6 protein-coding genes are annotated in these 9473 nt (G+C 32.7%); 2 read left to right on the top strand and 4 right to left on the bottom strand.

Going from position 1 to position 9473, the window contains the following annotated elements:
* Positions 1–11 precede the first annotated feature (11 nt).
* The gene (locus JJE11_RS08720; RefSeq protein ID WP_291634625.1) at positions 12–2420 is read right to left on the bottom strand and encodes a phosphodiester glycosidase family protein; all 2409 of its coding nucleotides are present in this window, start codon (positions 2418–2420) and stop codon (positions 12–14) included.
* A 126-nt stretch (positions 2421–2546) separates the two neighbouring features.
* Positions 2547–3053 (bottom strand): gamma carbonic anhydrase family protein, encoded by a 507-nt coding sequence (locus JJE11_RS08715; RefSeq protein ID WP_291634623.1) that lies wholly within the window; start codon positions 3051–3053, stop codon positions 2547–2549.
* Between the two features lie 336 nt (positions 3054–3389).
* Between JJE11_RS08715 and JJE11_RS08710 the strand changes: the two genes are divergently transcribed.
* The gene (locus JJE11_RS08710; protein WP_291634621.1) at positions 3390–6422 is read left to right on the top strand and encodes a vitamin B12-dependent ribonucleotide reductase; all 3033 of its coding nucleotides are present in this window, start codon (positions 3390–3392) and stop codon (positions 6420–6422) included.
* A 108-nt stretch (positions 6423–6530) separates the two neighbouring features.
* On the opposite strand, the gene JJE11_RS08705 is transcribed toward JJE11_RS08710, so the two are convergent.
* Positions 6531–7595 (bottom strand): Gfo/Idh/MocA family oxidoreductase, encoded by a 1065-nt coding sequence (locus tag JJE11_RS08705; protein ID WP_291634619.1) that lies wholly within the window; start codon positions 7593–7595, stop codon positions 6531–6533.
* 143 nt (positions 7596–7738) lie between these two features.
* Positions 7739–8845 carry a DUF362 domain-containing protein gene (locus JJE11_RS08700; RefSeq protein WP_291634617.1) on the bottom strand — a complete coding sequence of 369 codons (1107 nt, stop codon included), beginning with the start codon at positions 8843–8845 and terminating at the stop codon, positions 7739–7741.
* Between the two features lie 297 nt (positions 8846–9142).
* Between JJE11_RS08700 and JJE11_RS08695 the strand changes: the two genes are divergently transcribed.
* Positions 9143–9473, top strand: a 331-nt coding sequence (locus tag JJE11_RS08695; RefSeq protein WP_291634615.1) for a helix-turn-helix domain-containing protein, incomplete at its 3' end; no start/stop codon positions are given.

Genomic DNA, 9473 nt, shown 5'->3' with positions numbered 1-9473 from the left:
TTTTTATATGCTTACTTGTCAGTATACACAAATTTTATATCATCAAAATAAACTGTACCACTGCAATGCAAATCCTTATTAACTTCTACCATATATATTTTTTTAAGAGTTATTGGTAAAGGTAAGTTATTAGGAATTTCTGCATAAACATCTTTCCACTGATCTTTCCAAGAGATTGATCTTGCAAAATCTATAGTGGTTTCCTTTCCACTTCCGTCTACAACGATGCCTCTAAGCCATGGAGCTATACCATTACCATATACCTGCATGCCTATTTTCGTAGGTCTTATTTCAGATGTGAATTTATTAGTATTAACTTCACCCTTGCTATTAATTACTGTTGGATTTAAATCTATTGTTCCATTATATTTTCTTGACCATTTTAAATCATAATTATATAATATTTTATAGCTTTTATTACCTTCTCCCGCCTTTTCCGAAGATACTAGACCAACTCCACCTACATACCCACCTATCCTATAAGTTGCTTCATCATTTTGCTCAAAATTTTCTATAAGCACAGTATCTTTTGGCTCTTCTATAGGTGCAGTATCCTTTGGTCCTTCTATTTTAACAGATGCTTTTTTGCCTCCAGCTTCCACTGTTACTTGTCCCAGCGCATCTTTTGCTGTAACACTTAATAATCCATTCTCATCAATTTCCCCAAAATTACCGATAACGGACCATTTTGCTGATTTATTATCAATTAAAACATTTTCGCCTTTTACATTCGTCGCTTTTACCGAAAACTTATAAGTGTCACCTTTTTTCAATAAAATTGTATCTGTGTCCGTTAAACTAAGTGACCCTAATGTATCTAACACCGTAACCTTTGTACTTGCTGTTATGCCATCTAAGGAAGCTTTTACATCTCCCATTGCAGATGTATCAGAAGCTACGAACTGTCCCTTAGAAGTAACTTGTCCAGCTTTCTCAGTCACAGACCAAGTAACATCTTTGTCATCAAAATTCATAGGGTGTAAATTAGTATCTACTCCTTTTAAACTAAAGTTGTAAGATGAATTTTTGTATATAAATATGTTTTCTTTTAAAATAAGATCATTTGCTATATTAGTTATTTTTGCTTTGTTAGTAAATAGTAAGGCATTAGTTACAGCTCTTTCTGAAGCTTCAGCTGGAATGTTCACTATAGTATTATTATTTTCCGCATAATGCCTTATATTCATCTGGGTGGAACCACCACCATCAAAATTAATGGCAACTACCGCACCGAGCTCCGCCATAAAGGTAGCCATTTCTTCTAGTGTAGCTCCATCACTAACTCCGGCTGATGCTAGTCCCCCTCCAACCGTTAGGGCAATAACTTTATTATCCTCAGTTATTCCAATTGCTGTTCTAGGTTTTCTAGGTGTCACAAGATACTTGTCTACACCAGCACTTATCATAGATAATCCCGATAGTGCTTTTCCATCTTTAACCAAGTAATTATATCCTCCCATGGCTGATACAATATCCTTCTTGCTAAAGTCTAAATTAAAGCTTACCTTATCTCCTATTTTAAGATTTTCTTTTACCCAATTTGCTTTTGTACCATTTGCTGCAATTACTATACCGTCTTCTGGTATAGTTACTTCTTTGCTACCAGCTCCTATACTCTCAACTACTCCAGTAAACTGTTCGCCGAGTAATATAGGTTCCTCTATTCCCCTTATTACAGTAAGTACATCACTTGGAGCATAAGCTGATTTTTCTATTTTTCTATTTTCACTATAATCAGGTGTTAGTATCATCAGATTATTTTTCACACTGTATTTATTTACTTCGTATTCACCAAATCTATTAACACTATCTATAAGCACACTTTTGGGCTGAACATTTAAGCTCGAATAACTAGCCTTAGATTCATCCTTTGTAAGTTTACCATTAAAACTCATATTTTCTATAAAGGCTTTATTATTTTTATCTATACCAAATATGGGATATCTACTTTCATCTGACTTGCATGTATATCCTGTAATTGGTGTACCATCTTTAATTTGAGGCCCTACACTTGCGCCTATAACCATATTGAAGAAATCACCATTGATCCCGCCTACTACACTGTTATTTTTAGATTTTTCTTGTTCAATTTGATTTGATACTGTATCTTTTGATAGTGCTACATCTTTTGATTTTGCAAATATTAATCCAACATCACTGTTGTTTAAATCTGCTTTGATAATGTTTAGAGTCTGCTTTAATTGTATACTTTTTTCATCCCCATCATAATAATTCCTATTTTGCTCTATGTATTGTACCCCACTCGCAATTTTTTCATCTATAATAATGTGATCCTCTTTTTGAGTTACCGCATAAACATCTACAGCAGAAGAAATACAAATGCTAAGAGTAAAAAAACTGCTCAAAAATAACGAAATAAATTTTTTCTTTTTTAAGTTTTTAAGTTTTATATGTTTCAAAATAGACGCCCCCTTTTCTTTTATATACCTTATACTATTCTACAAAAAAATACAGTAACCTTCTTGTAAAGAAAAATTTTACAAGAAGGTTACTGTATTTAAATTATTTATATTTTAAAGAAAAATTCACTTTATAATATATTTCTTTGAAAGTTCAACATATTCCTCAGCTGATTTTTTTATACTTTCTTTTTCTTCTATAGTTAAATCTCTAATGACTCTTGCAGGGGATCCCATACAAAGAACGCCAGAAGGTATTTTTTTACCTTGAGTTACCAAGCTGCCAGCCCCTATTATAGTATATTCACCTATTTCAGCTCCGTTTAGTATAATGCTTCCCATACCAATTAAAGTATAACTTGAAATTTTACAACCGTGTATTGTAGAATTATGCCCTATAGTTACATAATTTCCGATATCAACTGGAAAACCATCATCATTATGCACCGTAGAATTATCTTGAACATTTGTATAATCACCTATAGACATAGAATTCATATCGCCTCTTACTACGGTTCCAAACCAAATGTTACTGTGCTCTCCTATATATACATTTCCTATAATGTTTGCACTGTTTGCTATAAAAGTATTACTTTTTACATTAGGTATTTGTCCATCAAATTGATGTATCATAAGTTGTTGTCACCTCTCCCAAAATAATAAATATTATCTTGCTATTATACAGTAAAACAAATAAAAAAGTATGTATTTATTTTAAAAAATAATAAATAATTAAATATTGATATTTTTAGTATTTAATTATATAATACCATATATAGTTATGAATTTCTTTGTACTTACTACATATTGTATCTTATACAGTTTAGAACACATTATGTAGGTAACTAGTTAGGAAAACATCTAATGTACTAGTCTAAGTCATAGAGAAGTACATTTTACATAATTTGATTTTAATATCAGATAAATAATAGGAGGTGAACATACTAGCTTTTTAAGCTAGTATTTATTATGGCCGATATAAAAAGTTTAATTAAAAGATTTTACACAAAGGAATTAGAGAAAGATAAAACAATTACAGTTTATGATTTATTTAAATGGAAAAAAATTGATGTTTCTCTAATAGACCATAAAACTAAAAAAGTACTTGTAGATATGAAAGGTTTGGAATTCCCTGAACATTACTCACAAAATTCCTGCGATATTATAGCTTCTAAGTATTTCAGAAAATCCGGTGTTAACAATAAAAAAGGCTACGAGGATAGTTTGAAAATGGTAGCTCATAGGCTTGTTAATTTTTGGTGTGAATCCTTAATCGACCAGACTATAATTAAATCTGAAGAGGAAAAAATCATCCTTTATGATGAATTAGTATATACCTTTTTAAATCAAATGTTTGCACCAAATTCCCCTCAATGGTTTAATACGGGCCTTAACTTATCATATGGTATAAAAGGTGGATCCTTAGATAATTTTTATTATGATGAAAAAGAAAAAATGATAGTTAAAAGCGAAGATGCTTATACAAGGACTCAGGCTTCAGCTTGTTTCATTCTCTCAATCCAAGATAAACTACTTGGCAAGCACTCTATCTCTGAGCAGTATGTAACAGAAACTAAATTATTTAAAGGCGGTTCTGGAACAGGAACTAACTTCTCAAATATTAGAGCTATAGGTGAAAAATTATCTAGTGGTGGGATTTCTTCAGGCCTCATGAGTTTTTTAAAAGGACTTGATAGAAATGCAGGAGCAATAAAATCTGGTGGAACTACAAGGCGTGCCGCTAAAATGCTATGCCTCGATATTAATCATCCAGAAATAATGGAATTCATGACTTGGAAAGCTAAAGAAGAAGATAAGGTACGCGCTCTAACTAAAATGGGTTATGATGGTAGTTTTGAAGGAGAGGCTTATGAGACTGTATCTGGTCAAAATGGAAACAACTCCATAAGATTTTCAGATGAATTCATGACGAAGGTATCTAACCTTTCAAAAAATCCTAAACAAACTATTACTCTTAAAGGAAGAGCAGATGCATCAGTTAATAGAGATATAAATGTTAAAGAACTCTGGGATACCTTTAATAAAGCTTCTTGGCAATGTGCTGACCCAGCTCCTCAGTTTGATGATACCTTTAACGCATGGCACACTTGCCCTGCTGGAGAAGATGGAATAGTTAATGCTAAATATAATAGAATTAATTCAACTAACCCTTGTGGAGAATATGCTTTTTTAGATGATACCTCATGTAATTTAGCCTCTATTAATATTTATAAATTTTATGATAGTAAAACCAAAAAATTTGACGTAGATGGTTATGTCCATTTAATAGGGCTTACTCAATTAGTTCTTGAAGCTTCCATACATTGGGGCCAGTTTCCAACTGAAGATATAGCAAGAAAAACTTATTTATTTAGAACCACTGGCCTTGGAATTGCAAACTTAGCTTCACTATTAATGGTAATGGGTTATGCCTATGACTCTGAAGATGCTAGAAATGTAGCTGCATCGCTAAGCGGAATAATGACTGCACAGTCTTATTATGTTTCTTCACTGCTCGCAAAAGAACTAGCTCCTTTTGAGAAATATGAACTTAACAAAAAATATATGCAACGAGTTATAAGAAATCACGCGAGAGCTGCTGGATCTCTAAGTAGTGAATATGAAAATTTAAATTATGAGCCTGTAGAAGTTAAGCACGATATTTTAAATAATAATTCCCTATCTTATTTAAGTGAGACCTTAAAAGACTGTTGGTCAAAAGTATTAAGTAGTGGTGAAAAATATGGCTTTAGAAATGCTCAAGTTACAGTTATAGCTCCAACAGGTACTATATCATTTGCCATGGATTGTGGTGCAACCTCAATAGAGCCATACTTTAGTCATGTTATTTACAAAAAATTATCTGGTGGTGGTTATATGACCATCGTTAATCCTGTAATTAAAAACTCATTAGATAACCTAGGATATTCAAGCAGCGAAACAGCTGATATTCTTGATTATATTTTAAGAAAAGAAGAAGTTAATGAAAACGGATTTGAATACGAAAAAATTATTGATGGGAAAATTGAAGGTGCCCCACACTTAAAGCCCGAACATTTGTCCATATTTGATACCGCGAACAAATGCGGTAGTGGGAAAAGATATATTTCATTTATGGGACATGTTCTCATGATGGCATCAATAACTCCAATGATATCAGGTTCTATTTCAAAGACCGTAAATTTACCTAAAAATGCTACTATTGAAGACTTTAAAGAAGTTATATTGCGTTCTTGGAAATTAGGTGTGAAAGGTATCGCCTTATATAGAGATGGTTCAAAAGCAAGTCAGCCTTTAAACACTACTTTATCTGAAGATAAAGAGCGCTCGCTTGAGGATTTATCATATGCGGATCTTTTAAAGAAATCAAAAGCACTACAGGATGACACAACTCATTCTACAAGAGAAAAACCAATTGGAATACGTTATGGAACTACTCATCCTGCTCAAATTGAAGATGTAAAAATCTATACTACGGTAAATAGGCGTTCAAATGGAGAAATCTCTGAAATATATATAACTACAGATAGGGAAGGCACTATTATTACTGGACTATTGAATTCACTATCGAAATCAATTTCAGTAATGCTTCAGCACCATGTACCTGCACAAGCTATCTCTAAAATGCTTCGAGGACAAAAATTCGAACCTTATGGTTTTGTACAAAAGCATCCTTATATTAAGTCTGTTTCTTCTATATCTGATTTAATTAGCAAGATTATTGATATAGAATTAGGTGACTATACAAGGTGCCAAATTAAACCCGATAATTACAATAACACGAGTGCTCCTAAACACCCACTAATACCTGATGAAAACGAAATTTCAGCTAGCATATTAGAATCGGAGAATGAGCTTTCCACTACAAACAATAACACTGAAGAACCTAAAGGAGAAAGATTGTACTCTGAAACCTGCTCTCATTGTTCAAGCACTAGGCTTGTTAGAAACGGTACTTGTAAAGTTTGCCAGGACTGTGGAACTACTACGGGATGTAGTTAACAACTATCAGATATTTTAAGCACATAGTATAAGTATAACTTTGAGCTTTAATAAGAAATGACTATTTATGCACTTGTATTCAAGTAAATAAATAGTCATTTTTTTGATTTATTCGTGGAACTTTATCCATTGTTTTTCTAAGTTACTTTTTTCGGCTAGTTCTATTATCTTAATTGTGTTTCTTGCCTCTTGTGCCGTTACTTTTATTGTATCTTCACCTAAAATTGATTTATAAACATTTGAGTAAAATTCTCTATAATCTCCGATTTCACTTTCAATGTTACCTGTGAAATGTAACCCATTAATTTCAGTATTTATTTTTCCACTTATGCTATCAGGCTCTTTTCCCCAATACTCTAAATCCTTTGGCGCTAAACCTTTTTTCAAACTTTCTTCCTGTACATCCATTCCGTACTTAATAAAGGATCCCTTATTTCCAAGGAGAGTAAAGTGAGCACTAATTTCTCTAACAAGCGTTCCAGCCTTTAATGTGACTTTTAATTTTGGATAATTTAATATAATTTCAAAGTTATCAATAATTATTCCATCATGTCTTTGAATTCTTAAATCACCAAATACCTCAGTGGGGAGTCCAAATAAAATTTGTGCCTGATCTATAAGATGAGAACCTAAATTATATAAAATTCCAGAACCAGGTAGTTTCTTTTCCTTCCATGTATTTTCTTCAAAGTAGTTCCTAAATCTATCATAATGTGCTTCATATTCAACTATATCTCCAAGTAAATCGCTTTTCACAATCTTTTCAACAGTTTTAAAATCACTATCCCATCTTCTATTTTGATGAACAGTTAATATTCTATTTTTCTGTTTTGCAAGAGCTATCAATTTATCTGCTTCAAGCGTTGTTACAGTAAATGGTTTTTCAACAACTACATGCTTATTGTTTTCTAAAGCTTTTGCGGCTAATTCATAATGAACTGCATTTGGTACTGCCAGTACAATAAGTTGAATGTTTGGGTCCTCAAATAATTCATCAATATTTGATGAAACCAAAACATCTGAATATCTTTCTTTTAAGGACTTTATAGCATCTTCACTCGTCGTATAAACCTTATATAAATTTAGTCCAGATACATCGTTAATCATAGGAGCATGAAATACTTTGCCAGCCATACCATAACCTACTAACCCAACATTAATTATCTTATTCATAACGTTCACTCCTTCTTAATATGTCTTTAATATAAATTAGTACTGCCAACATTAATGATTAACATTGTACACCATTAAAGTTGACAGTACTAATTAATTTACTTCTTGAAAATACCGTAATAAGAAAAAACATTGTATATTATTTAAATAGTAATTAATTCATATTCTTTACTACCCAGATTCAACTTTACTGCATGGTCAATTGCAACCTTCCAATTAGTTTCAGGACTGACATCAGTGAAATGGTCATGATTCGCGTTACCATTTTTTTCGAGAATACTTCCTGCTATAACAGGTTGGGCATTTACCGCACCCGCGCAAGCAACATCCAGTGCAACAGGATCAAATGAAGCAAACATACCTACATTTGGAACAATTGGCACATCGTTTTCCCCATGACAGTCACAGTATGGTGACACATCAATAACCAGACTCACGTGGAAGTTTGGACGACCAGCTAGTACTGCAGCTGAGTATTCCGCAATTTTTTTATTTAAAATATCATTTGATTCATCTGATGCGGGCTTAACAGCATCCACAGGACAAACACCAATACATCGACCGCAACCAACGCACTTGTCGTGATTAATGGTAGCTTTCTTTTCTGTTACAGTAATTGCATTGAATGCACAGTTTTTAGCGCATTGACCACAGCCTATACAACTCTCATGCGAAATAAATGGTTTTCCACTGCTGTGCATCTCCATCTTACCTGCACGGGATCCGCAACCCATACCTATATTTTTAAACGTACCGCCAAAACCAGTTGCTTCGTGACCCTTAAAATGGGTTAGAGTAATAATTATATCTGCATCCATAATAGCATGACCGATTTTCGCCTCTTTTACATATTCGCCACCCTCAACAGGTACTAAAACCTCATCCGTGCCTTTTAATCCATCTCCTATCAGTACGTGACAATTTGTGGAAAATGGAGAAAAGCCATTAACATAAGCAGCATCTAGATGGTCAAGTGCATTTTTTCTACCACCAACATATAAAGTATTACAATCAGTAAGAAACGGTTTCCCACCTAACTCCTTTATGATATCTACCACTGTTTTAGCATAGTTTGGGCGAAGATAGGCCAGATTGCCAGGTTCGCCAAAATGAATTTTAATAGCAGTAAACTTTTTTTCAAAATTGATTTGATCAATCCCCGCTGTTTTGATTAGACGTCTCAACTTTTGTTGCAGATTTTCTTTCATTGTTGTGTGCATATCGGTAAAATATACCTTTGATTTTTCCATGTTTTATAGCCTCCAGAATTTTTACGATTTTTAATGAAAATTAACACCATTTATAGAGTTACTCCTATTTATATGTCAAGTATCATAACCGCTTTATTATGAGTTAGATCTCATGCTAATATTTGTTTAACATCTTTCAACATATCAAATGCTAAAATCGCAATTAAACATTTAATACTTTCTATTTAGTTATCAACTATAGTATAATACTTGTATATGTATATACAAGTATGCACTTTATTAATAGATAGTATCCTTTATGATACTATCTAAATTATTCGAGTTTGGAGGCTGCATATGATTAAGAGAAATAAGGATACAAAAGAAGCCACATGTGAAATTGAAGTTGCTTTTAATATTATTGGGGGTAAATGGAAACCTATGATATTATGGTTTCTTGGAGAATTTGGTACTTTAAGATTTGGACAACTTCATCATTTAATCCCAGATATAACTCATAATATATTAACCAAACAACTAAGAGCCCTAGAGGATAATCAAGTGATACAAAGAAAAATATATCCTGAAGTTCCTCTAAAAGTAGAATACTCAATTACAAGCAATGGTAGAGCGATTCTTCCTGTACTTGACATGATGTGTGACTGGGCTTCTAAAAACAATTACTTTG

It is taken from the genome of Clostridium sp. (assembly GCF_016650095.1).
GTDB lineage: Bacteria > Bacillota > Clostridia > Clostridiales > Clostridiaceae > Clostridium_AD.
This window is presented reverse-complemented; position numbering and strand designations above follow the sequence as displayed.

What these genes read in the sequence shown, in the direction of transcription:
- JJE11_RS08710 (WP_291634621.1), top strand. Translation starts at nt 3,390, where the DNA reads ATGGCCGATATAAAAAGTTTAATTAAAAGATTTTACACAAAGGAATTA.
- JJE11_RS08715 (WP_291634623.1), bottom strand. Translation starts at nt 3,053, where the DNA reads ATGATACATCAATTTGATGGACAAATACCTAATGTAAAAAGTAATACT.
- JJE11_RS08705 (WP_291634619.1), bottom strand. Translation starts at nt 7,595, where the DNA reads ATGAATAAGATAATTAATGTTGGGTTAGTAGGTTATGGTATGGCTGGC.
- JJE11_RS08700 (WP_291634617.1), bottom strand. Translation starts at nt 8,845, where the DNA reads ATGGAAAAATCAAAGGTATATTTTACCGATATGCACACAACAATGAAA.